Here is a 23,182-nt window from a genome sequence, read left to right on the forward strand (position 1 = left end):
GGGAGGGCGACGGGGGCCACGGAAGTAGGACGGACGACCAGGGTACGGAGAGGGCATTGGCACTGGTGCTGGATTCCGCGTTCTTTCAGCGGTGGATGAGCGGTACGGCCGCCGCGGTGGACGCCGAGGCCGACCGGTTGACGGAGCTGGACTCCGCGATCGGGGACGCCGACCACGGGAGCAATCTGCGCCGCGGCTTCGCGGCGGTCGCCGAGGCGCTGGAGAAGGAGCCGCCGGGGACCCCGGCCGGTGTGCTCGCGCTGGCGGGGCGGAAGCTGATCTCGACCGTGGGCGGCGCCTCGGGGCCGCTGTACGGTTCCCTGCTGCGCGGTACGGGCAAGGCGCTCGGGGACGGGGCCGAGGTGACGGCGGCGCAGTTCGCGCAGGCGCTGTGGGCGGGGGTGGACTCCGTGGCGAAGCTGGGCGGGGCCGCCGCCGGCGACAAGACGATGCTGGACGCGCTGCTGCCCGCGGTGGACGCCCTGACGGACGCCCTGGGAGCCGAGGGCGGCGAGGTGGCGGCGGCCTTCGGCGCGGCGCGCGACGCCGCCGAGAGCGGTGCTCTCGCCACGGTGCCGATGCAGGCCCGCAAGGGGCGGGCCAGCTATCTCGGCGAACGCAGCATCGGGCACCAGGACCCCGGGGCCACGTCCGCCGCGCTGATCCTGCGCACGCTCGCCGAGGCGGCGGCATGAGCGCGGCGGGCCCCTTCGAGGAGAACTCCCGGGAGGACTCAGGGGAGTTCGCCCGGGAGGACTCCGGGGAGAAGCTCGTGGGGATCGTCCTCGTCTCGCACAGCGCGGCGGTGGCCTCCGCCGTGGTGGAACTTGCACGGGGGCTGGCGGGCGGCGGTCCGGCCGCGCCCGTAGCCGCCGCGGGCGGGGACGCGGACGGCGGCCTCGGCACCAGCGCCGAGCTGATCGTCCGGGCCGCCCGCGCGGTGGACCGGGGTGCGGGCGTGGCGGTGCTGGCCGACCTCGGCAGCGCCGTACTGACGGTGAAGGCGCTCCTGGAGGACGCCGAGGAGGCCGGCGACGGGGACGAGGACGTGCTGCCCCGCAATACCCGGCTGCTGGACGCCCCGTTCGTCGAGGGTGCGGTCGCGGCCGTCGTCACCGCGTCGGCGGCGGCCCCGCTCGACGCCGTGGAGGCGGCGGCGGCCGAGGCGTACACCTACCGCAAGGTCTGACGCGGGGCCGGCGGTACGCGCCTTCGCCGGGGCGCGGCACAGGTGCGTACCGTCGGCGCCCGGGGCCCGGGGCAGGTGCGTACCGCCGGCGCCCGGGGCGGACGCGTTCCGTCGGCGCCCCGGGGCCGGAGGGTCAGTGCCCGTCCGGGGTGACTCCCACGCCCGCCACGCCCGGCACGGAGTCCTCGGCGGGGGCGAACCAGGTCGGCTCGTCGGCGAGGGCCTGCTTGATCCGGAAGGTGGCGAACTCCCGCATCGGGGGCAGCGCGTCCACCGGGAACCAGGCCACCTCCAGGGACTCCTCGTCGTTCACCCGGGCCTCGCCGCCGGTCGCCCGGCAGGCGACGGTGACGTCCATGAACTGGCAGATGTCGCCGTTGTCGTACTGCACGGGGCGCAGCGTCTGCACCAGGACCACCCGCTCGACCTCGACCTCGACCGCCGTCTCCTCGAAGACCTCGCGCACCGCCGCCTGCGCGGGCTGCTCGCCGGGCTCGGGGATGCCGCCGATGACCGACCACTCGCCGTTGTCGGAGCGCCGGCCGAGCAGCACCCGGCCCTGGTCGTCGAAGACGACGGCCGTCACGCCGGGCAGGTAGAGCAGCTGGTGACCTGCGGTGGAGCGGAGGTTCTTGATGAAGTCGGGAGTAGCCATGACTCGACCCTAAAGGACGTCGGAGGTGCTCCCGGCGGCACGGCGGGCGCGGATGCCGCGGGCGGACGCCCAGCCGAGCGCGGCCACGCCGAGCAGTCCGAGCGCGATCTCCGGGGCGATGCCGGCCCGGGTCGCCGGGGTCAGCGAGGAGCGCAGCGGGACCTTCGCGACGAGGGCGGCGGGGACGAACATGCCGGTCTGCTGGACGACCGTGCCGTCCGGCCGGATGACGGCGCTGACCCCGCTGGTGACCGGCACCAGGACGGCCCGGCCGTGCTCGGCGGCCCGCACCCGGCTCATGGCGAGCTGCTGGTAGGTCATCTCGCTGCGGCCGAAGGTGGCGTTGTTGCTGGGTACGGCGATGACCTGGCCGCCGTGCACCACGGTGTCGCGCACCGCGTCGTCGAAGGCCGCCTCGTAGCAGGTGACCAGGCCGACCTTGGTGCCCGCCATGTCGAAGACGCCGACCTTCGTGCCGGGGCCGAAGTCGCGGCGCACGCGGTCGACGTCCTTGCTGAAGATCCGGGCGATGTCGCGCATCGGCATGTACTCGCCGAACGGCTGGATGTGCCGCTTGTCGTAGGTGTCGACCGGGCCGCGCTCGGGGTCCCACTGGATGAGGGTGTTGCGCAGCGGCCCCTTCTCCGGGGCGAGGACGGCGCCGATGGCGACGGGGACGCCGATCCTGCGGACCGCGTGGTCGATGACGTCCCTGGCGTCGTAGTTCTGGTAGGGGTCGAGGTCGGAGGAGTTCTCCGGCCAGATGACGAAGTCGGGCTTGGGCTCCTTGCCCGCCTTGACGTCGGCCGCGAGCTGTTCGGTGCGGTTGGCGTGGTTCTTCAGTACGGCGGCGCGCTGGGCGTTGAAGTCCAGGCCCAGGCGCGGCACGTTGCCCTGGATCAGGGCGGCGGTGGCGGTGCCGTCCTCGGCCGAGTCGTCCAGCAGCGGGCGGGCGGCCAGCGACGCGACCAGCGGGACGAGCACGGCGACGGCCGCCGCCGCGATACCCGCGCGGGGCACGGTCCCGGTGGCGCGGTACGAACGGACCTGGCGGACGGCCTCGTAGAGCCCGAACCCGCACAGGGCGACGGCGAAGCCGAGCGCGGGCGTCCCGCCGAGCGCGGCCAGCGGCAGGAACACGCCGTCCGCCTGGCCGAACGCGATCTTGCCCCAGGAGAAGCCCTCGAACGGGAAGCGGGCCCGCAGCCCCTCCCCCACGACCCACAGCCCGGCGGCCCACACCGGCCACAGCGGCAGCCGGGACACCGCGGCGACGCCCATGCCGACGAAGCCGAGGAACAGCGCCTCCAGCACGGTGAGCGCGAGCCACGGGACCGGGCCGACCTCCTCGCCCGTCCAGGACAGCAGCGGCAGCAGGAAGCCGAGTCCCGACAGCAGTCCGAGCCCGAATCCGGCGCGCAGCCGCCGCCCGTGCAGGCACCAGCCGAGCAGGGCGAATCCGGGCAGCACCAGCCACCACAGGGGCCGGGGCGGGAAGCTGGCGTACATCAGCAGTCCGGAGACGGCGGCAGCGGCGGGCCGCACCAGCCGCAGAAGCAGTCGCGGAAGCCTCTTGCGGGAGGGTTCCGGGGCTGATTCCGGCTGGTCTATGGGGGTGATGGTGGTGCTCACCCGGCGGAGTCTACGGTGGCCGGACCGCCGGGGGCAGAGCGGTACCGGCATGCGTCCCTGCCGCCCCGCCACGGCTCCGGGCCTGGTGCGCACAGCCCTTGCTGCGGTGCGGAAGCATCGTTCCTGCACGATCTTGTGCGATACGTCCACAAACAGCCTTCGCTGCCGTTACGGTGACGGCCAGTGCCTGCTCGGTGGCCAGATCCGGCCGCTGCGGGCGGGGCCCGTCAAAGTTCGGGGGGCGACGGGGAGTGGACACGGTGAGCGAGGGATCCGCGGCGGGGACCGGCGGTGCGCGGCACCCCGGTGTGCCGGACGCACCGGAGGCGCGGGAGCGCCGCGGGCTGACCGAGGTGGCCGGGGTGCTGGTGCTCGGCGGCTGCGCGGTGTGGTCGCTGGTGAGCGCGGCCGGGCGGGAGGCCAGACCCGAGGGCGTGCTGCTCGCGGTGCTCGCGGTCGCCGCCGGGTACGCCTGCGGCCGGATCTTCGGCACGCTGCTCCCGGTGCTGACCGCCACCGGCCTCTCGCTCGGTGCGCTGGGTCTGGCGCTGGTCTCCCGGGAGGACATGCCGGGGGCGATCGCGTTCCCGGCGCCGGGGCACACGGGGGCGGCGGCGGCGCTGCTGGTGCTGGCCGCGGGGGCGGCGTGCTGTGCGGCGGGGGCGGCCCGAACGCCGGTGGCCCGGGTGCTGCTGAGGCTGGTGGCGCCGGTCGTGGCGGGAGTGGCGCTCGCGCTGGACTCGGTGGCCGGGTGCGCGGCGGCGCTCGGGATCCTGCTGTGCTCGCTGGCGGCGGCCCGGATGCGGCGGCGGCTGCTCGCTCTGGTGGGGCTCGCCATGGCGACGGCCCTGGTGACCGGGGGGTCCTGGGCCGTCGCCGAGGACGTGCTGCCGGAGGGTCTGGCGGTGTCCCTGGAGGGCCAGCTCACCCAGAACCGGGTGGAGCTGTGGCAGGAGGCGCTCGGCATGGCGAAGGAGAACCCGGTGCTCGGGGTCGGGCCGGAACGATTCGGCACGGTCAGCGCGACCACCCGCCGGTCGGTCGGCTCGGACGGCAAACCACACTCGGCGCCCCTTCAGCAGGCGGCCGAACAGGGGGTGCCGGGGGTGCTGCTCCTCGCGGCGGCCTTCGGCTGGCTGCTGTACGGGCTGTGGCGCTCCCCCAGAGCCACCCCCGTCGTGCTCACCGCGGGTGCCACGCTCACCGCGCTGGCCGCGCTGGCGAGCGTCGGCAACGCGCTGAGCTTCACCCCGGTGACGGCCGGGGCCGCACTGCTCGCAGGCCTGGCGACGGCGCGGCTGCAGCCCGGTGAGGCGGTGCCGCGGGAGGCGGACGTACGGCCCTGGAAGCCGGGCCCGCCGCGGTAGCCGTCCCGAGCGCCGTGCGGCGGCCCGGTCCGGGGCCTGTACCCGGGCCGGGCTTCAGGCCGTCGGGAGGTGGAGCCGGTCGCGCACGGCCCGTACCGCGCCCGCGGCGTCGTCGACGGTCACCGTGAAGGTGCGGCCGTCGCCCAGGCGCAGCACCACGCCCTCACCGCGCCGGACCACCACGGCGGTGCCCTGCTCGGGCCGCCAGCGGTAGCCCCAGCCGCCCCACTGGCGCGGGGTGACGCGGGGCGCGAACTCCACCGCGGTCACGTGCGAGAGCGGGATGCGGCGGCGCGGCAGGCCCATGTGCCCGCAGCGCACCTCCAGCGCGTCGTCGTCGACCTTGACCGCGACGTGCACGAAGGCGAGCGTCCCGAAGATCACCATCATGCCGACGAGGACGCAGCCGACGACGGACATCAGGAGCGGGATGATGCCGGACACCCACGAGGAGTCCACGGCCAGCTCGATGCCGAGCGCCAGGAAGGCCGCACCGGCGGCGGAGAGCAGCCACTGCGCGCGGTTGGTCGCGCGACCGGTCCAGGTTGCGGGGGCGGGCTCGTTCGGCAGGCCGTCAGCCCGGGGGAAGTCCCTCATGCGTAGCAGCGTACTCACGATCCGCCCGTACGGCAGCCAGCAGACGGCCCTCGGCGTAGGCCAGGGCGGGCTCGGTGAGCGTGCGCGACTCCCGGCCGCTGAGGAGAACCGTGAGGCGGGAGGTGGGTTCGGCGGCGGGGGCGGGCCGGGCCCCGGCCCTGCGCAGCGCCTGTGCGGCGACCGCCTCCGCCGAGCCCAGCAGCACCAGGGGCTGCGGGGCGCCGGGCTGCTGGAGGGCGGCACGGATGCGCTCGGCGACGAGCTCGTAATGGGTGCAGCCCAGGACGACGGTCCTCACGTCGGGCGGGGTGAGGGCCGCCGCCGCGGCCACCGCCCGGTCGATGGCCGCCTCGTCGGCGACCTCCAGGGCGTCCGCGAGCCCCGGGCAGGGCACCTCGGTGACCTCGACGCCGGCCGCGAAGTCGCGGATCAGCCCGCGCTGGTAGGGGCTGCCGGTGGTGGCCGGGGTCGCCCAGATCGCGAAGGGGCCGCCGCCGGCCGCCGCGGGCTTGATCGCGGGGACGGTGCCGATGACGGGGATCCGCGGTTCCAGTTCGGCACGGATCGCGTCCAGGGCGTGCACCGTGGCGGTGTTGCAGCCGATGATCAGGGCGTCGGGCCCGTGTGCGGCGGCGGCTCGGGCGACGGCGAGCGCGTGCTCGCGGATGTCCTCGGGCGTCCGGGGTCCCCAGGGCATGCCGTCCGGGTCGGAGGCGACGACCAGGTCCGCGTCGGGCCGCAGCCGGTGCACCGCGGCCGCCGCCGCGAGCAGGCCGATTCCGGAGTCCATGAGCGCGATCTTCACCCGGTCACCTTAGTCGAATGGGTCGAACACTCCGGGCGCCGCCCGCCGCCTCCTCCCGCTCGGGCACTCTCCTGCGGCAGACTGCGACGGGTGAGCGTCGTCGCGTGGATCGCTGTGGGATCGCTGGCCGTCTGGCTGTGGCTGCTGCTCGGCCAGGGCTTCTTCTGGCGCACCGATCAGCGGCTGCCGCCGCGCACCGAGCCGGCCGAGGGGCAGTGGCCGTACGTGGTGGTGGTCGTGCCGGCCCGGGACGAGGCGGCCGTCCTGCCGCGCAGTCTGCCCTCGCTGCTGGCGCAGGACTATCCGGGCGGGGCCGAGGTGATCCTGGTGGACGACGGGAGCAGCGACGGCACCGGCAAGCTGGCGCGCGCGCTGTCCTACCAGTACGCGGGGCTGCCGCTGACGGTGGTCTCCCCCGGCGACCCGGGGCCCGGCTGGACGGGGAAGCTGTGGGCGGTGCGCCAGGGGATCGAGCTGGCGCGCGCCTGCGACCCCGAGTACCTGCTGCTGACGGACGCCGACATCGCCCACGAGCCGGACAGTCTGCGGGAGTTGGTGGCCGCGGCGCACGGCGGCGGCTTCGACCTGGTGTCGCTGATGGCGCGGCTGCGGGTGAGCAGCGAGTGGGAGCGGCTGCTGGTGCCGGCCTTCGTGTACTTCTTCGCGCAGCTGTACCCGTTCCGGTGGGTGAACCGGGCCGGTTCCCGGACGGCCGCCGCCGCGGGCGGCTGTGTGCTGCTGCGCACGGACGCGGCGGTGCGGGCGCGGGTGCCCGAGTCGATCCGGGGCGCGGTGATCGACGACGTGTCGCTGGCGAAGGCGGTACAACGCTCCGGGGGGCGGATCTGGCTGGGGCTCGCCGAGCGGGTGGACAGTGTGCGGCCCTACCCCCGGCTGGCGGATCTGTGGCGGATGGTGTCGCGCAGCGCGTACGCCCAGCTGCGGCACAGTCCGCTGCTGCTGCTCGGCACCGTGCTGGGGCTCGCGCTGGTGTATCTGGTGCCGCCGTACGCGGTGGGCACCGGGCTGCTGACCGGGGACGCGACGGCGGGCTGGACGGGGTTCGCCGCGTGGGCGGTGATGGCGGGCAGCTACGTGCCGATGCTGCGCTACTACCGGCAGACGGTGGCGCTGGCGCCGCTGCTGCCGCTCACCGCGCTGCTGTACACGCTGATGACGGTGGACTCCGCCGTGCAGCTCCACCGGGGCCGGGGCGCGGCCTGGAAGGGGCGTACCTACTCCCGTCCCGAGGCCGCGCCGGACCGCTGAGCCCGGCCGTCGTGCCGGGCGCGGCGGGGGCTACTTCCGCCCGGGGGTCCAGTTCATGCCCCAGCCGTAGGCCTGGTCGACGGTGCGCTGCGGGCTGACGCCGCGCTGCGGCACCAGGTACTGGGCCTCCCGGCGGACCGTCAGGTCGCCGTTCTCGTAGCTGATCATCGCGAGGGCGGCGACGGTGGAGGGCACGGTGCACTCGTCGAGGGAGAAGTCGATGGGGGCACCGTTCTGCGGGGTGAGGGTGACCGTGGCGTGCAGGTCGGCGAAGGAGCGGGCGCCCTCGTAGATCGTCACGAAGATGAGCACGCGGCGCAGTTGGGCCTTGTGGTCGAGGTTGACGGTGAGGTTCTCGCCGGTGGAGACCGCGCCGGTGCGGTCGTCGCCGTCGAGGAGGATGTACGGCGGCTGGTGGAGCGAGCCGAACGCGTTGCCCAGCGCCTGCACCACGCCCTTGCGGCCGTCGGTGAGTTCGTACAGGGCGCACAGGTCGAGGTCGAGGTCGGAGTGGACGGCCATGGCGCGGCCGAGCTTGCTGCCCCAGCCCTTGAACTGCTTGCGCGACTCCCAGTTGAGGTTGACGCGCATGGCACCGCCGGTGCCGCCCTGCTTGGCCAGGGAGACGGTCGGGGACGCCTTGGTGAGCGTGACCTTGCTCAGCCGTACGGGCGCCGGGGCGGCGGGGGCAGGTGCGGCGGGCGGCGGGGTGGCGTGCGACGGCACCGGGGCCGACGGCCAGACAGGAGCCGCCGGGGGCGGCTCGGTCGCGGAGCCGACGGGCGGGGCCGCCGGGGTGGGGGCCGGGGGCGGGGCGAGGGGCGCCGGGTAGGGCTGGGTGTCCTGCTGCGAGGGCGGCACGGGCTGCGGGGCCTGCGGCGGACGCGGCTGCTGCGGCTGCGGGGCCTGCGGCGGCGCGGCGGGCTGCGGCGCGTGCTGCGGTTCGTCGACCGTGATGCCGAAGTCGGTGGCGAGCCCTTCGAGTCCGCTGCTGTAGCCCTGGCCCACCGCCCGGAACTTCCAGGCGCCCTGGCGCCGGTAGAGCTCGCCGAGCACGAACGCGGTCTCGACGGTGGCGTCCCGGCTGTCGAAGCGGGCGATCTCCGCTCCGTTGGCGGTGTCCAGGACGCGTACGTACAGGCCGGGCACCTGGCCGAAGTTGCCGCCGTCGGCGGAGGCGGCGAGCACGACGGTCTCCACGGCGCTCTCCACGCGCGCGAGGTCGACGGCCAGGGTCTCGGTGACCACCCCGCCCGTGCCGGACTGCTTGCCCTCGTGGCGGACGGCGCCCGAGGCGTGGGCGGGCTGGTTGTAGAAGACGAAGTCGGCGTCGGAGCGCACCCGGCCGCCGGTCAGCAGCAGTGCGGAGGCGTCCACCTCCGGCACTCCGGGGCCGGACACGCGCCCGACCTCGACCCGTACGGACTGCGCCGGCACCGGCACATTGGTTCCTTTAAGCATGGACATGCTCGCCCCCAACACGAGTCGAAATGGACCGTTCCTTACACGATCCGAACGCTACAAGACGACCGATTTTCCCAAGTTCGCTCTGATTAGTGACCCAGGGCCACTCACACCACGCAAAACAACCCTCTTATCGGGCTCCCCTTCCAGAACATCTTGGGCTTAACTTATGTGCCATGACCTCCCCCCGCGCCACATATGGCGGCGGCTACTACTCCGCCACGTCCTTCCCGGACACCCCGATCTACGACTCCCTGGTCGCCGAGCGGGGCACGCCCCAGATCGCCCCGATCCGGGTGCCCGCCATGTACGACACCGGCAACAGCTACCTGCCGGCCCTCCCTTCGGCCCTTCCCGCGCTGCCCGCCGCACCGTCCCACCCGCAGCCCGGGTACGGCTACCCGCAGCCCGCCGCGCAACAGCCCGCGCCGATGCAGCAGTACCAGCAGGCGCCGCACCTCCAGCAGGCTCCCGTGCCGCAGCTCCAGCAGGCACCGGTGCCCTACATCCCGCAGCAGGGGACGCCGCCCCGCGGCTACCCGGCCGCCCAGCAGATGCAGCCGCAGCGCCCGCAGCCCCAGCGGCCGGTGGCCCCCACGGGCCAGCAGCCGCAGCGCCCGGTCGCCCCGGGCGGGTACGAGGCGATGCGCCCCGTGGCCCCGCGCCCCGCACAGGCCGGCGCGCCGTACGAGGATCCGTACAACCGCCAGTACCAACAGGGCGGCGGGGGCTACTGACACTCGACGGGCGGGACGCGCTACGACGCGCACAGGGGGCATGAGCGGGCTCGGGCAAATGTTCGGGCCCGCTGTCGGTCGTGCTGGCAAAATGGATCACATGGCCAACTCTGTTCACGCGTCGGTGCACGCGCTGCATGTCTATCCGGTCAAGGCGCTGGGGGGCTTCGCGCCGCCGGAGACCGCGATCGAGCCCTGGGGTCCCGCCGGGGACCGCCGCTGGCTGGTCACCGACGCGGAGGGCAGGGCGCTCACCCAACGCGAGCAGCCGCGGCTCGCGTTGGCCCGCGCACGGGCGCTGCCGGGCGGCGCGGTCCGGCTGTCCGCGCCCGGCCTGGACCCGCTGGACGTGGCCGTTCCGGAGCCGGTGGGCACGGATCCGGTCCACCTCTTCGGCAGCAAGTACGAGGCGGTGCCCGCGGGTCCGGCGGCGGACGCCTGGCTGAGCGGCTATCTGGGCACCGGGGCCCGGCTGCTGCACATGGACGACCCGGCGCACCGCCGCCCCGTCGACCCGGACTTCGCACACGCCGGTGAGACGGTCAGCTTCGCCGACGGGTTCCCGCTGCTGGTCACCACACTGGCCTCGCTGGACGCCCTCAACTCGCTGATCGCCCAGGGCGGTCCGCCGCAGGAGGGCCCTCTCCCGATGAACCGGTTCCGGCCGAATCTGGTGCTGGCCGGCACCGAGGCGTGGGCGGAGGACGACTGGCGGCGCATCGTCGTCGGCGAGGTGTCCTTCCGGGTGGCCAAACCGAGCGGGCGCTGCATCGTGACCACCACCGACCAGGCCACCGCGGAGCGCGGCAAGGAGCCGCTGCGCACGCTGGCCAGGCACCGCAGGTTCGGCAAGCGGCTGGTCTTCGGGCAGAACGTGGTGCCGGAGAACACCGGCGTGCTGCGGATCGGCGACCCGGTGACGGTGCACACCTCCTAGCTGCCCCGCGCCACGCCGCGCCCGCGTTCCGCCGGAGGTCCCCACGTCGCGTACCCGCCACCCGGCAGGTCCGTTCCCGGCCGGGCCGAATGAGTCCCGCTCCGGGTGGGAACTCGTCGTTGCGCGGGCCGCTCCTGGGGCGGCGGACGCGGAAGGGGCGCGGAGCTGTGCGAGGAGCGGAGAGGCCGGTACGGGACGGCAGGGGCCACGGGGCCGGGCGGGGCACGGCCTCGGGGGTCTGGCGCTGGCGCGGGAGTCCGCTGTGCCGCCCGACCGACCGGGCGGAGGCCTGGGTGGCGCTGGTCGCCGTGCTGGTGATCGTGCTCGTCGCCCCGCTCGCCGGACTGTTCGTCGGGCTGCGCGCGGACGCCCGGCTCCAGCACGAGGTGCGCGTCCAGCACCGGGAACGGCACGCGACGACCGGGGTGGTGCTGCGTGCCGTGCGCGAGCGGACCGCGGACGGCGGGGTCGCGGTGAGCACCGGGTACCCCGGCCCGGTGTCGGTGCTGGCCCGCTGGACGGGGCACGACGGCCGGGAGCACACCGGGCGGGCCACCACGCTGCGCAGGGCGGCCGAGGCGGGCGACACCGTACCGCTGTGGACCGACGACCGCGGCAGGCTGGTGAACCGACCCGTGGACAGCGGCACGGCCGCCGCCCAGGCCGCGCTGATCGGACTGGGCGCCGCCGTGGTTCCGGCCGCACTGGCGCACGGCGCCAGGCGGCTGGTCGTACGTCGGCTCGCCCGGCGGCGGTACGCGCGGCTGGACCGGGAGTGGGCGGAGGTCGGTCCCGAATGGGGGCGCACGGGCACCGGCGGCTGAGCGGGCGCGCGACGCCACGACCCCACCGGCCGCCGAGGCTGTGCGGACCGGTCAACTCCCGCTCCCCCCGCGCGCTACGGTGGTGCAGCGAGATCGAAGCGATTCGCGGGACGTACGAGGTGGGGGCACGGCAACGCCATGGCACAGGGCACGGTCCAGGTGACGCACGCGGGAACTTCCAGGTGGCGGCGCCGCACAGGTGAGTACGACTCCCTCGCCGCTGCCCTGGAGGCCGCGGGGGACGGCGACGTCCTCACGATCGCCCCCGGCACCTACCGGGAGAACCTCGTCGTCCGGCGCGCGGTGACGCTGCGCGCCCCGGAGGGCGCCCCCGGTTCGGTGCGGATCGCGCCGGCCGACGGCGTCGCGCTGACGGTGCGCGCCTCCGCCGTCGTCCAGGAACTGTGCCTGGAGGGGCAGGACTCGGCGGCGCCGGCGCTGCTCGTCGAGGACGGCACCCCCGAGCTGACCGGGCTGCGCATCGTGACCCGGTCCGCGGTGGGCATCGAGGTGCGGGGCGCGGCCAGACCGACGGTGCGGCGCTGCACCATCGACAACCCGGGCGGTGTCGGCATCGGCGTGCTGGAAGGCGCGGGCGGCCTCTTCGAGGAGTGCGAGGTGCTCGCCGCGGGGCAGGCCGGGGTGTCGGTCGGCGGCGGGGCGCACCCCCGGCTGGAGCGCTGCCGGATCCACCACACGTCGGGCTCCGGGCTCGCGGTGACCGGCGAGGGCAGCGCCGTCGAGGCGATCGGCTGCGAGGTGTACGAGATCAAGGGCACCGGCGTGCAGGTAACCGCGCGCGCCGCCGGGCACCTCACCGACTGCTCCGTGCACCGGACGTCCGCGGACGGGGTGACCCTGGACACGGACGCGGTGCTCACGCTGGCCGACTGCGACATCCACGACATTCCGGAGAACGCCCTCGATCTGCGCGGCCGTGCGGTGCTGACGCTGTCGCGCTCCACCGTGCGCCGCTTCGGCCGCAACGGGCTCTCGGTGTGGGACCCGGGGACCCGGGTGGACGCCAACGGGTGCGAGATCCACGACAGCACGGGCGACTACCCGGCGGTCTGGGTCAGCGACGGCGCCACCGTCGTCCTGGACTCCTGCCGGGTGCACGACGTACCGGACGCCATCTTCGTGCTGGACCGGGGCTCGCGCGCGGACGTGGTGGACAGCGATCTCACCCAGGTCCGCAACACGGCCGTCTCGGTGAGCGACGGGGCCGTCGCCCAGCTCGACGACTGCCGCATCAAGGATGCGTCCACCGGCGCCTGGTTCCGCGACCACGGCAGCGGCGGCACCCTGGCGGGCTGCGCCATCGACGACGTGCAGACGGGCGTCATCGTCACCAAGGGCGCCGACCCCCGGATAGAACGGTGCACCGTCACCTCCCCAGCCGAGTCCGGCTTCTACGTGTCCGCCGAGGGGCGCGGCACCTTCCACAACTGCCGGGTGACCGGCAGCAGCGGCTACGGCTTCCACGTCATGGACGGCTGCCGCACGACCCTGACCCGGTGCCGCACGGAGCGCTGCGCGCGCGGCGGTTACGAGTTCCCCGAGGACGGGCCCGTCGCCGAGGACTGCACCAGCGACGAGAGCGGGGTGCGGGCGGCGACGGCCGCCGCCGAGCCGCCGCCGGTGACCATGACCGCCACCCAGTCCCCCGGGCTGCTCTCCCGGATCCCCGTGCAGCCGCCCACCACCACGGCGACGGCGGCGCCGGTGGACGACGGCGGGCCCGCGCGCGAGTCGCAGGCCGTGCTCGGCGAACTCGACGCGCTGGTGGGCCTGGACAGCGTGAAGAAGGAGGTGCGCGCCCTCACCGACATGATCGAGGTCGGGCGCCGCCGCCAGGAGGCCGGCCTCAAGGCGGCCTCGGTCCGCCGCCACCTGGTCTTCACCGGCTCCCCCGGCACCGGCAAGACGACGGTGGCCCGGCTGTACGGCGAGATCCTGGCCTCCCTCGGGGTGCTGGAGCGCGGGCACCTGGTGGAGGTGTCCCGGGTCGACCTGGTCGGCGAGCACATCGGGTCCACCGCGATCCGCACCCAGGAGGCGTTCGAGAGGGCGCGCGGCGGGGTGCTGTTCATCGACGAGGCGTACGCGCTCTCGCCGGAGGACTCGGGGCGGGACTTCGGCAAGGAGGCCATCGACACGCTGGTGAAGCTGATGGAGGACCACCGCGACGCCGTCGTGGTGATCGTCGCGGGCTACACGGCGGAGATGGAGCGCTTCTTGACCGTCAACCCCGGTGTCGCGTCCCGTTTCTCACGGACCATCACCTTCTCCGACTACGAGCCGGACGAACTGCTGCGGATCGTGGAGCAGCAGGCCGACGACCACGAGTACCGGCTGGGCACGGGCACCCCGGAGGCGCTGCTGAAGTACTTCACGGCGCTGCCCAAGGGGCCCGCGTTCGGCAACGGGCGCACCGCCCGGCAGACCTTCGAGTCGATGGTGGAGCGGCACGCCGGCCGGGTCGCCCAGTTCACCGAGGTGTCCACGGACGACCTGACCCTGCTCTACCCGGACGACCTGCCCGAACTGCCCTGACGGGGCTCGCCGTCGGGCGCCGGACCGGTGTTCTGCCGGGGCAGATCCGGTTCCGGCAGCCGGGCCAGCAGCTTGTCCCGCTCGATGGCGAACTCGGGGTCGGCCTGGTACTCGGAGTGGCCGAGTATCGGGGCGGGCAGCGGCTGTTCACGGGTGCGGCCGTAGGCGAGCGGGTCGAGCAGCGGGGCGTGGTCGACCGGATGACAGCCCTCGTCGGGGACGACCTGCACGGGACCTCCGATCGGGTCGGTGTGCCGCCAGAGGTTGCGCCAGCAGTCGACCTCGTCGTGCAGGCCGCGCAGGCTGGAGGGGCCGAAGTAGGCGGGGAACCAGCGCCCGTACAGCCGCTCCAGCGGGGCTCCGTAGGTGAGCAGGGCGACCCGGTGGCGGGTGCGCGGCGGGAGCTGCCAGACGGCGGCGGCGGAGAGCACACTGCCCTGGGAGTGGCCGGAGATGACGAGCCGGCCGCCGGTGCGCTCGGTCCAGGTGGCCATCCGCCAGGTGAGGTCGGGGACGGCGCGTTCCGCGTAGCAGGGCGGGGCGAAGGGGTGCGCGGCGCGCGGCCAGAACGTGCCGACGTCCCACAGGATCCCTATGGTGCGGCGCGCCTTGGGGTCGCGGTAGGCGCGCCTGCCCCAGGTGACGAACAGCAGGAACCCGAAGCCGATCAGCCAGGAGCCGAGGGACTGCGAGGTGTGGGTGAGCGCCTCGACGGGGGCCGGCATGTCCCGGGCGGCCCGGCCGGGGACCTCGTCGTAGAGGTAGGCGCCGAGCAGGGCGACGGCGCCCAGCAGCAGCGCGGCGCCGGACAGGACGGCGATCATGCGCGGGGCGAAGTCGGTGAGCGCGGCGGCGGCGCGGGCCAGCGCGATGCGGCGGGTGCGCACCGGATCGGGGACCGCGTCCGGGTAGTCGGCCTCGACGACGGGGGCCAGCGCGTTGCGGGTGCGCCAGGTGCGGAAGCCGTAGCGGAGGGCCAGCAGGAGCAGCACCAGCAGGGTCGGCGGGATGACGGAGGCCTGCCAGGTCAGCAGGACCGGCGGACCCGTGACCGTGTCGGCGGGGCCGGTGGCCATGCCGGGGGTGCCCGGTCCGTCGAGCCAGTCGGCCACCCGCTGGGCGACGCCGCCCGACATCACGCCGCCGAGCGAGCAGGCCAGCATGGCGACGGCGGGCCCGCCGAGGCCGCGCACCGCGGTGCGGGCGACGGGGGCCTGGCGGTGCAGGAACAGCGCGACGGCGGCGAGGATCAGCACGAGGACCAGCTGGGCCAGCGCCAGGATCCCGAACCCCCTGGGCCCGCCCGCGAGTTGGCCGGAGGACTGCCAGTCGGGCCGGGACCAGCCCGCGTACAGCGCGGCCAGCACGAGCGCGCCGAGCGCCAGTGCGGGGAACAGGGTGGTCAGGGCCCGGTCCAGGGACAGGTCGAAGCGGCTCTCGCTGCGCCCGCGCCGGCAGATCGACCAGACGACGACGACCCCGCCGGCGGCGAGCACCACCTGGAGCGCCCAGCCGAAGGCGTCCAGCAGGGCGTTGCCGGCCGAGCGGTCGTATGCGGCGGTGCCCACGGTGAGCGCGGCGGCGACGGTGAGGAATCCGGCGGCGGTGTGCGCGCCGCGCAGCCGGGCGACCAGCCTGCGCCCGTACCAGAAGCCGGGGCGGCCGAGGGCGGGGCCGCCCGCGGACTCGGTGTCGTCGGCGCTGAAGGGCAGCGGCTGCTGGGACTCGTAGGCGCTCCAGGTGCGGTGCGAGAGGTACCAGAGCAGGCCGGTGAGGGCGGCGGGCACCACGGCGGCGAGGGCGATCCGGCGGCCGGGCTGGCTCCACCAGCCGCCGTGCGCTGCGGACAGGAAGCCCAGCCAGGACTTCTTGCCCGAGCAGGACGCGGAGCCGCCGCACTGCCAGGCGGTCAGGTCGAGGGCGACCTCGCAGGCGGCGCCGACCAGCAGGAAGGTGAGGCTGACGGCCACGAGGCGGACCAGTACGCCGTAGAGCCTTATGGTGCGCGGGTGCCCGTCGGTGGTGGGGCGCATCCAGTGGGCGAGGTTGACCACCATGAAGGGGAGCAGCAGGAGCCACAGGGCCCGGATGCCGTTGCCCGAGGTGAGGTTGGACCAGACGTACGCCTCGGGGATCGGCTTGTCGCGGTAGTCGGCGGGCCGGTTCTCGGCGTCCACGTCCTCGGTGCGGCGGAACAGGGCGGCGGTGCGGTCCCCGCTGACCTGGACGGTGCGGGGGTCGCCGAGCATCTCCTCGGGGGTGGCGCCGCCCACGCCGTGGACGAGCAGTTCGAGTGCGGGCGCGGGGCCGTCGGGGGCGGCCGGGGAGGGGGATGGGGACACTTCGGGCTCGCTTCTCGCGGACGTACGGCGGCGTGCGCGGCCGGACCCCCGCGGCGGGCCGCGGAGGGGCTTGCACGAGGGGACGGCGCCGGGCCGGTGCGACGGGGCGCGGCGGGCTTGCACGACACGGTTGCCATGGGGCTTGCACGACGGGGTTTCAGGATCCCGGACGCGGGCCCTCCTGCCCAGTCCGTCGTACATTCTTCGCAAGTCGCCTCCACCGCACACACACCGTCCGCCCCACCGGTGGCCGTCCGTACCACCCGTGGAGACACGCCGCGCCCCATGGGAGGATGAGCAGCCCTTGCCGCCTCTCACGACCAGAAGAAGGACCGGGCCCGCAGTGACCGAGAATCAGAACCTGCTCGCGGAACAACGGCGCGCCCTCATCCTCGACGAGGTGCGGCGGCGCGGCGGGGTGCGGGTCAACGAACTGACCCGGCGGCTGAACGTGTCCGACATGACGGTCCGCCGCGATCTCGACGCACTGGCCCGGCAGGGCGTGATCGAGAAGGTGCACGGCGGGGCGGTGCCGGTCACCGAGGCGAGCACCCACGAGCCGGGGTTCGAGGCGAAGTCGGCGCTGGAGCTGTCCGCCAAGGAGGACATCGCGCGGGCCGCCGCGGCGATGGCCGTGCCGGGCAGCGCGGTGGCGCTGTCGGGGGGCACCACGACGTACGCCCTGGCCCGGCATCTGCTGGAGGTGCCGGACCTGACGGTGGTGACCAACTCGGTGCGGGTGGCCGATGTGTTCCACACCGCGCGGCAGGCGGTCGGCGAGGGCGGCGGGGCGGCCACGGTGGTGCTCACCGGCGGGGTGCGGACGCCGTCGGACTCCCTGGTGGGCCCGGTCGCGGACCAGGCGATCGGCTCGCTCCACTTCGACGTGCTGTTCCTCGGGGTGCACGGGATATCGGTGGAGGCGGGTCTCTCCACGCCGAACCTCGCGGAGGCGGAGACCAACCGGCGCCTGGTGGGTTCGGCCCGCCGGGTGGTGGTGGTCGCGGACCACACCAAGTGGGGCACGGTGGGCCTGAGTTCGTTCGCGACGCTGGGCCAGGTGGACACGTTCGTGACGGACCAGGGGCTGCCGGCCGCGGCCCGCGAGGAGATGGCGGAGCATCTTCCGGGTCTGGTGGTGGCCGGGGAAACCGTCGATCCGGCGGACCGCAAGGACAACTGACAGCCAGTCAATTACCTTTGCGCGTACGCATGGTGCCGTGGGTGCCCGGCGCGGGCGCAGCAGGTGCCGGGCACCGGTGCACCGCGCGGCCGTCCGCCGATCCGGAGGTGCACCTCGCATGATCCGCCATCTGAAGGACGTCGGGCTCGACTTCGCCGAGTCCGCTCCCGTCCGCCTGGTCTTCGCCGGTGAGGTCTCCGCACCGCCGGAGGACGTGTACCGGGCGCTGGCCGAGGAGACCGGCGACTGGCCGTGCTGGTTCTCCGCGGTGACGTTCGCCCGGCCCACCGAGCAGGGGCGCGAGGTGCATCTGCGGGGCGGCACCAAGTTCATGGAGACGGTGCTGGCCGCCGAGCCCTCGAAGCGCTACGCGTACCGGATCGACATCTCCAGCGCGCCCGGCGTGCGGGCCATGCTGGAGGACTGGCGGATCTGGCCGACCGGTGCGGCGACGCGGGTGCAGTGGACGATGGCGATCGACGGGCCCGCACCGCTGCGCCTCCTGCTGCGGGCGGCGCGCCCCGGGGTGGGGCGCGCGTTCCGCGACGCGGTGCGGGCGCTGGACGCCCGGCTGGCCGACAGCAGGGGGAAGTAGCCGCGCCGTGGGCGGGGCCGCCCGGCCGGCCGACGGCACGGGCGGCCGGCCGCGGGGGCGGTCCCCAGCGGGGCGGGCTGCCGTACGGACTGCTCACCACCAGGCCGATCGGCGCCGAACGCAGCGGGGTCAGGGCCAGACGCCCGTCTCCAGGAACTGCTCGATGGCCGTCGCGTACGGGGCGATGTCGAGCCCCTGCTCGGCCAGCCACTCGTCCGAGTAGTACTTGTCGAGGTAACGGTCACCCGGGTCGCAGATCAGGGTGACCACACTGCCGGTGCGGCCCTGCTCGACCATCTCCGCGACGATCTTCAGCGCGCTCCACAGGCCGGTGCCGGTGGAGCCGCCCGCCTTGCGGCCGAGCGCCGCGTCCAGGGCCCGGACCGCCGCCACGCTCGCCGCGTCCGGGACCTTCATCATCCGGTCGACGGCGCCGGTCACGAACGACGGCTCCATGCGCGGCCGGCCGATGCCCTCGATGCGTGAGCCGCAGTCGCTGGTGGCGAGCGGGTCGTGGTGCGTCCAGCCGTCGAAGAAGCAGGAGTTCTCCGGGTCGGGGACGCAGATGAAGGTGTCGTACTGCATGTAGTGGACGTAGCGCGCGATGGTGGCGGAGGTGCCGCCGGTGCCCGCCGTCGCGACGATCCAGCTGGGCTCGGGATAGCGCTCCAGTTTCATCTGCTGGTAGATCGACTCGGCGATGTTGTTGTTGCCGCGCCAGTCGGTGGCCCGCTCGGCGTAGGTGAACTGGTCCATGTAGTGGCCGCCGGTCTCCGCCGCGAGGCTGGCCGACTCCTCGTACATCTTGCGCGAGTCGTCCACGAAGTGGCACCGGCCGCCGTGGAACTCGATGAGGCGGATCTTCTCGGCGCTCGTCGTGCGCGGCATCACCGCGATGAACGGCACCCCGATCAGCTTGGCGAAGTACGCCTCGGAGACCGCGGTGGAACCGCTGGACGCCTCGATCACGGGGCGACCCGGCCGGATCCAGCCGTTGCACAGCCCGTACAGGAACAACGAGCGGGCGAGCCGGTGCTTGAGACTGCCTGTCGGATGCGTGGACTCGTCCTTGAGGTACAGGTCGATGCCCCATGCCTCGGGCAAGGGGAAGCGCAGCAGATGGGTGTCGGCCGACCGGTTGGCATCGGCCTGCACCTTCCGGACGGCCTCTTTGAGCCAGGCGCGGTACGCCGGGTCGCTGCGGTCCACGTCGACGGTGGGTACGGCGGTGGGCGGGGCGGCCGTGACACCGCCGCCGTGTCCTGCCGGGTCGATGGTGTTCATCCGCGCCGCTCCTCGTGCTGTTCCGTGGGATTGCGTAGGTCCGTGTGCGGATGCTGTGCCGTTGGCATGAGCAAGCGGCACGGTGATCCCGCACAGGCCATTTTAAGCCTCCCACCTGCACAAACGTTCACTTTGGGTTGCTAAAGGGCTCCCTTGTGTCAACCCTTGGGTGCCTGCGGGGGCGCAACCGTCGACATGCGCCCACCGGTGCACCGTTCCCCCTGGTGCGTGCGCCTTCCCCCATGCACACTGCGCAGCAGAACGGGGTCGGACACGGGGACCGACACGGGGGGCAGGCAACAGCCGGGATCTCACAGGAAGGGGGCGAACAGGCAATGCCGGAGCCCGATTTCAGCGTGCTGGGCGTACGGATAGAAAGGTGGCCGCGCTCACTCACGAGGGCGGGGCAGGTCGTCGTCAGGGACGGCGTACTGGCCCTGCTGAGGAGCGACGGTCAGGTGATCGACAGTGCCCCGCTGGGGTCGGTCACCGCGGCACGGCCCTGGTTCTTCACGGGGGACGGGCGCATGGTCGCCCGGTTGAACGGCATCCGCTACCGGCTGACCATGCCGGAGGCCGACGGCCGCCGCCTCGCCTCGCTGCGCGGCGCACATGGCTGAAGCGACGCAAGTTGCGGAGCGGTACCCGCTGGGCCACCCTGGCGATATCTCACCCAGGGTGCGTGTGCGGTGACGCTGCGATCCAGCCCGCCGCCCGGTTCGTACCCGTCAGAACCGGATCGTCTTCGACAGCCTTCCGACCTCAATCGGGGAGTCGCAGCCGTGACCAGCCAGCCCAGCAGGCACTGCACGGTGGAGCTGCAAGCCCTGCCGTCGCGGATCGGCCAGGTCCGCAGGATCGTTTCGGCGCAATTGCGCTACTGGCATCTGGACGTCTTGATCGACCAGGCCGCGCTCGGTGTCACCGAGCTGCTGACCAACGTCCACCGGCACGCCGAGCCGGACAAGACGTGCACCGTGGAGATCGAGCTGCTCTTCGACCGGCTCACGGTGTCCGTCCACGACCACGACCCCCGGCTGCCCACCGTGCGTGCGGCGGAGCCGTTCGACACGGGCGGTCGCGGTCTGTCCCTCATCGAGGCGGTCAGCGAGAGCTGGGGCGTGCGCCCCAAGGGCGCGGACGGCAAGACCGTCTGGTTCGCCCTGCCCGCGCCCTGCCCCGCACCCGCGCCGGACCCGGTGTCGCACCCGGGGCACGAACGCAAGAAACGTCCGGCGCAGGTCCGGTCCGCCCCCGTGGGCTGACCGGGCCGCGCCGGACCCCGTTCCCTCAGGCCATGCCGTTCTTGCCCTTGAGCGGCCCCTGGGTGGTGCCGAACTGCTCGTCCAGCACGGAGAGCCTGCGCCAGTACTCGTCCTCGTCGATCTCGCCGGTCGCGAAACGCCGGCCGAGCACGGTGATGGGCGACTGCTCGCCATGACCGCGCTGGTGGCCGCCCTGCCACGGCGGTCCGCCCTGCCAGGGGCCACGGCCGCGGCCCCGTCCGCGCCACACGGTGCGGCGCAGCAGGGTGATCACGCCGATGACGGCTGCCGCCCAGAACAGCGGGAAGAGCAGGATCCAGGGGCCGGGCCCGCCCGCGATGGCCAGGGTGTTCATGTCGGTTCAGCTCCTCGGTAGCGGTGGGGTGGTGCTCTGCTGCTACCGAGAGTGGCGCGGGGAGGGTGCCCGGGGCGTCGTGCGGTCGGCTGCTGTCGGCGTACCTCCCGGGGAGTACGGGAGAGGGCGGCGGCTGCTCCGGGCCGCTCGGCGCGGTTGGCCGTACCGGTGCCACCGGGCCGCTCAGCGCGGTTCGCTGTACCAACGCCACTTGCCGCGGCGCTCGTGGCCGGGGAGTTCGCCGCGCCCGGTGGCCCACAGCAGGGTGGGCCACGGCGGGGTGTCCGCGGGGACGTCGGGGAAGAGGCGGTGCAGGACGCGCGCGCACAGGTCGGCGGGCGGCTGCCAGCTGTCTCCGATGCCAAGTCCGCTCGCCAGGTCGTCGGTGTGCACCAGGGTCTCCACCACTCCCATGGCGGCGAAGCCCTCGGGGTCCGCCACGCCGAAGGTGTGGTGCGCCCTGGCCTCGGGGGGCTTGACGGTGGTGACGGCGGTCAGCAGCCCGGCCGACGCCTCCAGGGCGAGCAGCAGCCCCGGCACGCCGGCCTCGCGCTCGGCGCGCACGGCGTTGTGGGGCGAGCCGGGGGTCTCCTGGGTGTAGCGGAACGGAACGTCGATGTCGGTGCGCTCCGAGGCCAGTTGGACCGCGTAGGAGAACAGGTCGTCGATCAGGTGCTCGGCGGTCTCCCAGCAGTCCCAGTCGAGCGGACCGGCCTTGACGCTCCAGTCCGCGTCCCGGGCCCGGTCGAGGGTGGCGATGGCGAGGTCGGCGGCGAGGCGCACATCGGCAGGGGTGATCTTCATGGGGCGGACGGTAGCAAGCAACTTCCCTTTGGCCCTCCGGATTTCAGACGCCGGCCCCCGCCGCGAGGCCGCGCAGCGGGTCGTCCAGCACCGGCTGCCAGGCCAGTTCGGCGGCTCCGACGAGGGAGTTGTGGTCGAGGGTGCAGGGCAGGATGGGCACTCCCCCGCTGCGCCCCCACAGGCTGCGGTCGGCGACCACCGCGCGCAGCCGGTCCGGTTCGGCGGCCAGGAGCGCCTGGTGCAGCCCGCCGAGGACGATCCGGTCCGGGTTGAGGATGTTGACCAGGCCCGCGAGGCCCAGGCCCAGCCGGTCGACGAGTGCCTCCGCCGCCGCCCGTACCGCGAGGTCGGCGTACTCCTCGCGGAGCAGGTCCTTGGACTGCTGGAGCAGTGAGACCTCGGGGCCCGGCGTCCGGCCGGCCGCCACCAGGAAGGCCAGCGGGTCGGTCTCCACGTCGAGGCAGCCGCGGCTGCCGCAGTGGCAGGCCCGGCCCTCCGGGTTCACATTGAGGTGGCCCACTTCCAGGGCGAGGCCCGAACTCCCGCTGTGCAGGCGGCCGTCGAGGACGAGTGCGCCGCCGACGCCGCGGTGTCCGGTGGCGACGCACAGCAGGTGCTTGGCGCCGCGGCCGGCCCCGTGGCGGTGCTCGGCCAGGGCGGCGAGGTTGACGTCGTTGCCGGTGAAGGCGGGGCCCTCGATGCCCGCGGCGGCGATGCGCCGGGCGAAGATCTCGCGGGCCGGGGCGCCGGGGGGCCAGGCGATGTGCAGGGGCTTGAGCGCCAGGCCCTCGGGTTCGGCGACGGCGGAGGGAACGGCGAGACCGGCTCCGACGCAGCGGCGCCCGCTCTCCCGCAGGAGCTGTGCGCCCGCGTCCACGACGGCGCCGATGACCTGGGCCGGGTCCTCGTCGATGACCGCGCAGCCGGGCGCGGTGGCCACGATCCGGCCGCCGATCCCGACCAGGGCGGCCCGGTAGCCGTCGGAGTGCACCTGGGCGGCGAGCACGACGGGGCCCGTGTCGTCCACGGTCAGCCGGTGCGAGGGGCGGCCCTGCGATCCGGCGGCGGCGGGGCGGGAGTCGACCCGGATCAGCCCGAGGGCCTCCAGCTCCGCGGCGACGGCGCCGGCGGTGGCACGGGTGACGCCGAGTTCGGCGGTGAGCACGGCACGGGTGGGCGCGCGGCCGGTGTGGACGAGTTCCAGCGCGGGACCGAGCGCCGCCCTGCCCCTTTCCAACTTCGTTCTCGTGCTGGCCACCGTGGTCCGCTCGCCGTTCATGAGGTGGAGTCTGCCACGACCCGCAACCGTCTTGCCCCGTTCG

General features: G+C 74.2%; 22 protein-coding genes. 12 read left to right on the forward strand and 10 right to left on the reverse strand.

The window, feature by feature from the left end:
- Positions 1-65: 65 nt before the first annotated feature.
- Positions 66-695, forward strand: coding sequence for a dihydroxyacetone kinase subunit DhaL (gene dhaL, locus ACFYVL_RS30165; RefSeq protein WP_389250677.1), 630 nt, complete (start codon positions 66-68; stop codon positions 693-695).
- Positions 692-1,189 carry a PTS-dependent dihydroxyacetone kinase phosphotransferase subunit DhaM gene (locus tag ACFYVL_RS30170; RefSeq protein WP_389250375.1) on the forward strand — a complete coding sequence of 166 codons (498 nt, stop codon included), beginning with the start codon at positions 692-694 and terminating at the stop codon, positions 1,187-1,189. Before dhaL ends, ACFYVL_RS30170 begins: the two co-directional genes overlap by 4 nt.
- Positions 1,190-1,322: 133 nt before the next feature.
- On the opposite strand, the gene ACFYVL_RS30175 is transcribed toward ACFYVL_RS30170, so the two are convergent.
- Both ACFYVL_RS30175 and lnt read right to left on the reverse strand, forming a co-directional pair.
- A complete protein-coding gene (locus ACFYVL_RS30175) occupies positions 1,323-1,844 on the reverse strand; it encodes an NUDIX domain-containing protein (protein ID WP_389250377.1) in 522 nt (173 codons plus the stop codon).
- A 9-nt stretch (positions 1,845-1,853) separates the two neighbouring features.
- Complete coding sequence (gene lnt, locus ACFYVL_RS30180) at positions 1,854-3,476, reverse strand: apolipoprotein N-acyltransferase (RefSeq protein WP_389250379.1); 1,623 nt, start codon at positions 3,474-3,476, stop codon at positions 1,854-1,856.
- A gap of 308 nt (positions 3,477-3,784) precedes the next feature.
- Here lnt and ACFYVL_RS30185 point away from each other — a divergent pair, with 308 nt between their 5' ends.
- Positions 3,785-4,843 (forward strand): O-antigen ligase family protein, encoded by a 1,059-nt coding sequence (locus ACFYVL_RS30185; protein WP_389250678.1) that lies wholly within the window; start codon positions 3,785-3,787, stop codon positions 4,841-4,843.
- A 54-nt stretch (positions 4,844-4,897) separates the two neighbouring features.
- Here the strand turns inward: ACFYVL_RS30185 and ACFYVL_RS30190 are convergent, their stop codons facing one another.
- Positions 4,898-5,440 (reverse strand): hypothetical protein, encoded by a 543-nt coding sequence (locus ACFYVL_RS30190; protein WP_389250381.1) that lies wholly within the window; start codon positions 5,438-5,440, stop codon positions 4,898-4,900.
- A complete protein-coding gene (locus tag ACFYVL_RS30195; RefSeq protein ID WP_389250383.1) occupies positions 5,418-6,245 on the reverse strand; it encodes a glutamate racemase in 828 nt (275 codons plus the stop codon). The genes ACFYVL_RS30190 and ACFYVL_RS30195 overlap by 23 nt, the downstream gene beginning before the upstream one ends.
- Positions 6,246-6,335: 90 nt before the next feature.
- Between ACFYVL_RS30195 and ACFYVL_RS30200 the strand changes: the two genes are divergently transcribed.
- Positions 6,336-7,514, forward strand: a complete 1,179-nt coding sequence (locus tag ACFYVL_RS30200; RefSeq protein ID WP_389250385.1) for a glycosyltransferase — start codon at positions 6,336-6,338, stop codon at positions 7,512-7,514.
- Positions 7,515-7,544: 30 nt separating this feature from the next.
- Here ACFYVL_RS30200 and ACFYVL_RS30205 read toward each other — a convergent pair whose 3' ends face one another.
- Positions 7,545-8,975: a TerD family protein gene (locus ACFYVL_RS30205; RefSeq protein ID WP_389250680.1), complete on the reverse strand. Its 1,431-nt coding sequence runs from the start codon at positions 8,973-8,975 to the stop codon at positions 7,545-7,547.
- A 179-nt stretch (positions 8,976-9,154) separates the two neighbouring features.
- Between ACFYVL_RS30205 and ACFYVL_RS30210 the strand changes: the two genes are divergently transcribed.
- From ACFYVL_RS30210 to ACFYVL_RS30225, 4 genes are all read left to right on the forward strand, one after another.
- Positions 9,155-9,715, forward strand: coding sequence for a DUF6643 family protein (locus tag ACFYVL_RS30210; RefSeq protein WP_389250387.1), 561 nt, complete (start codon positions 9,155-9,157; stop codon positions 9,713-9,715).
- 100 nt (positions 9,716-9,815) lie between these two features.
- Positions 9,816-10,652, forward strand: coding sequence for an MOSC domain-containing protein (locus ACFYVL_RS30215; protein ID WP_389250389.1), 837 nt, complete (start codon positions 9,816-9,818; stop codon positions 10,650-10,652).
- Between the two features lie 167 nt (positions 10,653-10,819).
- Positions 10,820-11,476 carry a hypothetical protein gene (locus ACFYVL_RS30220; RefSeq protein ID WP_389250391.1) on the forward strand — a complete coding sequence of 219 codons (657 nt, stop codon included), beginning with the start codon at positions 10,820-10,822 and terminating at the stop codon, positions 11,474-11,476.
- 138 nt (positions 11,477-11,614) lie between these two features.
- On the forward strand, positions 11,615-14,032 hold the full coding sequence (locus tag ACFYVL_RS30225; RefSeq protein WP_389250393.1) for a right-handed parallel beta-helix repeat-containing protein: 2,418 nt from the start codon (positions 11,615-11,617) through the stop codon (positions 14,030-14,032).
- Here the strand turns inward: ACFYVL_RS30225 and ACFYVL_RS30230 are convergent.
- Positions 14,002-16,374 carry a hypothetical protein gene (locus ACFYVL_RS30230; protein ID WP_389250395.1) on the reverse strand — a complete coding sequence of 791 codons (2,373 nt, stop codon included), beginning with the start codon at positions 16,372-16,374 and terminating at the stop codon, positions 14,002-14,004. The two genes, ACFYVL_RS30225 and ACFYVL_RS30230, sit on opposite strands and share 31 nt — an antisense overlap.
- 343 nt (positions 16,375-16,717) lie before the next feature.
- Between ACFYVL_RS30230 and ACFYVL_RS30235 the strand changes: the two genes are divergently transcribed.
- Positions 16,718-17,557, forward strand: coding sequence for a DeoR/GlpR family DNA-binding transcription regulator (locus ACFYVL_RS30235; protein ID WP_389250397.1), 840 nt, complete (start codon positions 16,718-16,720; stop codon positions 17,555-17,557).
- 118 nt (positions 17,558-17,675) lie between these two features.
- Positions 17,676-18,152: an SRPBCC family protein gene (locus ACFYVL_RS30240; RefSeq protein ID WP_389250399.1), complete on the forward strand. Its 477-nt coding sequence runs from the start codon at positions 17,676-17,678 to the stop codon at positions 18,150-18,152.
- Between the two features lie 129 nt (positions 18,153-18,281).
- Here ACFYVL_RS30240 and ACFYVL_RS30245 read toward each other — a convergent pair whose 3' ends face one another.
- Positions 18,282-19,436, reverse strand: coding sequence for a PLP-dependent cysteine synthase family protein (locus tag ACFYVL_RS30245; RefSeq protein WP_389250401.1), 1,155 nt, complete (start codon positions 19,434-19,436; stop codon positions 18,282-18,284).
- Positions 19,437-19,771: 335 nt separating this feature from the next.
- On the opposite strand from ACFYVL_RS30245, the gene ACFYVL_RS30250 reads away from it, so the two are divergent.
- Together ACFYVL_RS30250 and ACFYVL_RS30255 are read left to right on the forward strand one after the other, a co-directional pair.
- The gene (locus ACFYVL_RS30250; protein ID WP_389250403.1) at positions 19,772-20,056 is read left to right on the forward strand and encodes a hypothetical protein; all 285 of its coding nucleotides are present in this window, start codon (positions 19,772-19,774) and stop codon (positions 20,054-20,056) included.
- Positions 20,057-20,218: 162 nt separating this feature from the next.
- Positions 20,219-20,701, forward strand: coding sequence for an ATP-binding protein (locus ACFYVL_RS30255; RefSeq protein ID WP_389250404.1), 483 nt, complete (start codon positions 20,219-20,221; stop codon positions 20,699-20,701).
- 25 nt (positions 20,702-20,726) lie between these two features.
- Here ACFYVL_RS30255 and ACFYVL_RS30260 read toward each other — a convergent pair whose 3' ends face one another.
- The 3 genes from ACFYVL_RS30260 to ACFYVL_RS30270 form a co-directional block, all read right to left on the reverse strand.
- A complete protein-coding gene (locus tag ACFYVL_RS30260; protein WP_389250406.1) occupies positions 20,727-21,056 on the reverse strand; it encodes an SHOCT domain-containing protein in 330 nt (109 codons plus the stop codon).
- A gap of 183 nt (positions 21,057-21,239) precedes the next feature.
- Positions 21,240-21,860 (reverse strand): hypothetical protein, encoded by a 621-nt coding sequence (locus ACFYVL_RS30265; protein ID WP_389250408.1) that lies wholly within the window; start codon positions 21,858-21,860, stop codon positions 21,240-21,242.
- A gap of 43 nt (positions 21,861-21,903) precedes the next feature.
- The gene (locus ACFYVL_RS30270; RefSeq protein WP_389250410.1) at positions 21,904-23,139 is read right to left on the reverse strand and encodes an ROK family protein; all 1,236 of its coding nucleotides are present in this window, start codon (positions 23,137-23,139) and stop codon (positions 21,904-21,906) included.
- Between the last annotated feature and the right edge of the window lie 43 nt (positions 23,140-23,182).

It is taken from the genome of Streptomyces sp. NPDC004111 (assembly GCF_042874215.1).
GTDB lineage: Bacteria > Actinomycetota > Actinomycetes > Streptomycetales > Streptomycetaceae > Streptomyces.

Coding starts and splice junctions, on each gene's coding strand:
- ACFYVL_RS30170 (WP_389250375.1), top strand. CDS start 692: ATGAGCGCGGCGGGCCCCTTCGAGGAGAACTCCCGGGAGGACTCAGGG.
- ACFYVL_RS30175 (WP_389250377.1), bottom strand. CDS start 1,844: ATGGCTACTCCCGACTTCATCAAGAACCTCCGCTCCACCGCAGGTCAC.
- ACFYVL_RS30190 (WP_389250381.1), bottom strand. CDS start 5,440: ATGAGGGACTTCCCCCGGGCTGACGGCCTGCCGAACGAGCCCGCCCCC.
- ACFYVL_RS30205 (WP_389250680.1), bottom strand. CDS start 8,975: ATGCTTAAAGGAACCAATGTGCCGGTGCCGGCGCAGTCCGTACGGGTC.
- ACFYVL_RS30210 (WP_389250387.1), top strand. CDS start 9,155: ATGACCTCCCCCCGCGCCACATATGGCGGCGGCTACTACTCCGCCACG.
- ACFYVL_RS30215 (WP_389250389.1), top strand. CDS start 9,816: ATGGCCAACTCTGTTCACGCGTCGGTGCACGCGCTGCATGTCTATCCG.
- ACFYVL_RS30225 (WP_389250393.1), top strand. CDS start 11,615: ATGGCACAGGGCACGGTCCAGGTGACGCACGCGGGAACTTCCAGGTGG.
- ACFYVL_RS30240 (WP_389250399.1), top strand. CDS start 17,676: ATGATCCGCCATCTGAAGGACGTCGGGCTCGACTTCGCCGAGTCCGCT.
- ACFYVL_RS30245 (WP_389250401.1), bottom strand. CDS start 19,436: ATGAACACCATCGACCCGGCAGGACACGGCGGCGGTGTCACGGCCGCC.
- ACFYVL_RS30250 (WP_389250403.1), top strand. CDS start 19,772: ATGCCGGAGCCCGATTTCAGCGTGCTGGGCGTACGGATAGAAAGGTGG.
- ACFYVL_RS30260 (WP_389250406.1), bottom strand. CDS start 21,056: ATGAACACCCTGGCCATCGCGGGCGGGCCCGGCCCCTGGATCCTGCTC.
- ACFYVL_RS30265 (WP_389250408.1), bottom strand. CDS start 21,860: ATGAAGATCACCCCTGCCGATGTGCGCCTCGCCGCCGACCTCGCCATC.
- ACFYVL_RS30270 (WP_389250410.1), bottom strand. CDS start 23,139: ATGAACGGCGAGCGGACCACGGTGGCCAGCACGAGAACGAAGTTGGAA.